Source organism: Rhabdaerophilum sp., assembly GCF_046092605.1.
In the GTDB taxonomy this organism is placed as follows: Bacteria; Pseudomonadota; Alphaproteobacteria; order Rhizobiales; family Beijerinckiaceae; genus Rhabdaerophilum.
Genome location: NZ_JBJTDY010000139.1, coordinates 1 through 2,759, shown reverse-complemented (window position 1 = coordinate 2,759; position 2,759 = coordinate 1). Strand labels below are relative to the sequence as shown.

General features: G+C 59.2%; 4 pseudogenes. 2 read left to right on the top strand and 2 right to left on the bottom strand.

Annotated elements, in window-relative coordinates:
• Positions 1 to 196: pseudogene (locus tag ACKODO_RS10490) on the top strand (DDE-type integrase/transposase/recombinase); the annotation flags it as partial.
• Between the two features lie 251 nt (positions 197 to 447).
• On the opposite strand, the pseudogene ACKODO_RS10485 reads toward ACKODO_RS10490, so the two are convergent.
• Positions 448 to 819 (bottom strand): annotated as a pseudogene (locus tag ACKODO_RS10485) (transposase); the annotation flags it as partial.
• 71 nt (positions 820 to 890) lie between these two features.
• Between ACKODO_RS10485 and ACKODO_RS10480 the strand changes: the two are divergent.
• Positions 891 to 1,681: pseudogene (locus ACKODO_RS10480) on the top strand (IS5 family transposase).
• On the opposite strand, the pseudogene ACKODO_RS10475 reads toward ACKODO_RS10480, so the two are convergent.
• Positions 1,661 to 2,569, bottom strand: a pseudogene (locus ACKODO_RS10475) (transposase); the annotation flags it as partial. The pseudogenes ACKODO_RS10480 and ACKODO_RS10475 sit on opposite strands and share 21 nt — an antisense overlap.
• Between the last annotated feature and the right edge of the window lie 190 nt (positions 2,570 to 2,759).

Here is a 2,759-nt window from a genome sequence, read left to right as displayed (position 1 = left end):
TGGCGACTTCCACATCGACATGGCCGAGGTGCGCACCGAGCAAGGCAAACTCTGCATGTTTGTGGCGATCGACCGGACCAGCAAGTTCGCGTTCGTCGAACTGCACGAAAACTCCAGAACCGCAACTTCGCGCGACTTCCTACTCCGGTTGATCGAAGCCGTCCCTTACAAGATCCACACCGTACTGACCGACAACGTCCTACATTCGGATACGCAGGCAAGTTGCGGGCGCAGATCCTCGTCCCGTAGTTTTCAGATACGGGCATTGAAGTCAATTGCCGGGTGGGCTTCCGCAACAATGGAAGAGCTCTCGGCCATAGCAAACACAGGATCCATGCGAAGTGTTGTCGCTGGTCCTCACCGTCCTTAACACGGGATGCCGATCCGAGCGGAAGACCCAAACATTATCTACGAGGTCGCCTCAACGAGCGGCGCCTCAACGGCCCATCAGAGAGAGGTTCTCCCGCCCGGCACCGGCCCCTCGTAGAAGGGCCGGTAAGGTTTTCCGCTTTTGATGACGGCATGTGCAGTGCGCGCCATCTTTGCGGTAACCGCTGAAAGCGCTTTGCGTTTGAGATCGGCGTTATCCCGATCTTTGGCGATATAGCGCGTGTACTTGTCCCTGAAGCTGTTTTCCTTCTGGCGGATCGCGACCTGACCTGCCATCCAGAGCGCCTTGCGTAGCCTCGCGTTCCCGAACTTCGAAAGTTTCGTCTGCCCACGGAACGTACCAGGCTGATGTGTGGACAGGTCGAGGCCGCAGAACTTGAGGAATTGACGGTGATGGCCGAACCGCCTCAAGTCGCCAGCTTCAGCTAGGTCTTGTTGACGAAGTGGATTCCCAAATCGCGTGATCGCTGATTCAAGGCTGCTCTTTGCGGGAGCGGTGGATGGTTCGCAACCTGATGTCGGACGAGGAGTGGGCGTTCTTCGCGCCATTCGTGATCGAGACGGGTCCGCGGCGCGGGCGGCGGCCGAGGGACCACCGACGGGTGCTGGACGGCGTCTTCTGGATCGCGCGGACGGGTTCGGCCTGGCGCGACCTGCACGACCACTTCGGCAAGTGGAGTTCGGTCTACCGTCAGTTCCGGCGCTGGACGCTGGCGGGCGTCTGGGATGTGATGCTGGCGGCGCTCAACGAGAGCGGCCAGGGCCAGGACAGCGTTCAGATGATCGACTCGACCATCGTGCGCGCCCATCAGCATGCCGCCGGCGCCCAAAAAAAGCGTCAGGTCCTGAAGGCGAAGGTCTTGGCCGCTCTCGAGGTGGCTTCTCGACCAAGATCCACCTGAGGGCCAACGGCCTGGGCCTGCCGGTGGCCGTCGTCCTGACCGGCGGCGAGGCCAATGACGTGAAGGGCTACGAGCCGCTGATGGCCGAGGATGGGCCGCCGCCGAAGGTGATGCTCGCCGACAGGGGCTATGACGCCGACGCCATCCTCGAAGACCTCAAGGCCCGCGGCGCGACCCCCGTCATCCCGCCCAAGTCCAACCGCAAGGTCCAACGACCGATCGACGGGGCCCTCTACGCCCTCAGAAATCTCGTCGAACGCTGCTTCTCAAAACTCAAGCACAGCCGCAGACTGGCCACACGATACGACAAGACCGCCGACAGCTACCTCGGCTTCATCCTTATCGCATCGGCCAGACTGTGGGTCAGTCACTTCGTCAACAGGACCTAGAATGGTCAATGAGATGATCGGGCCAATACCTGGGATCTGTTTGAGAGCTTCATAATCACGAGTTCCGCCCAGCAGCGCTTCAGATTCCGCCTCGATCGCGTCGCGCTGACGGTTCAGGTTGCGCGCCTCTGCCAGTACCATTCGGAACATTGCGATCGCTTTGCTGTCGATTGGGATAGGCAAGCCGATTGATTCTTTTGCTGTTTCGTAGATGTCGTTAATTAATCTCGCTTTTGAGGTCTTCTTGCCGACAATGTCCCAGACTGCCATCGAGAAGTCTTCCGGAGACAAGGCCGTGATCGACGCCGGCGTTGGAAACTTCTCCAACAGGGCAAAGAACCAATCGCGCCTGGAGCTGTTAAGGAACCGCTCAATCTCGGGAAAATAGAGTGGAAGGTAATGCGTCAGAATCCGGTGAATGGTCTGCGTCTTTGCCCGCGATACGGCTTCATGCGTCTTGGAAACTTCTTGAATATCGGCAAGACCTGCAGCGAGAGGGTCCTGATAGGTTTGGCTCACGCCTGTCGCCAGCATGTGCAGGATGACCTGAGCATCTTTTGGATCATTCTTGTCCCATCCGTTGTGGATGGCTTCTCGCTGCCGAGCGAGTGCCATCGAGGATATCAGGCGCGTCTCGATCCCAGCATCGACCAGGCGCCATGCCAGTGCCCTGTGATAATTGCCGGTCGCTTCGAAGCCGGCGAGAACAGGTCGCTCAAATGACTTCAGCTGATCTATGAAGCGGTCATGTTCAGCGCGTTGGTTGAGAACGGTCAGCCGCCGCCGTCGTGTCGATCCCGGGATCTGTATCAGTACGTCATTGCGTTTCTTCGAGATATCGATCGCGACGAGCACAGCTTCCTGTGCGATAGAATGTACCTTGGCCATGGTCAGGCTGCTCCTCTTTGGTGGTGGTTGGAATAACCACTGTAAGAGGTTCTGCGGCCCGGTCATGGCCGCCTGCCTGCGTGCTAAATGCGCCGCAGGCGGCCACGACCTACCCAAGTTCCGAATGTGCTATGGCCCAGAAGACGGTGGCGATGGCGCCGGCCCGGATGACCCCGTCCTCATACCGCCC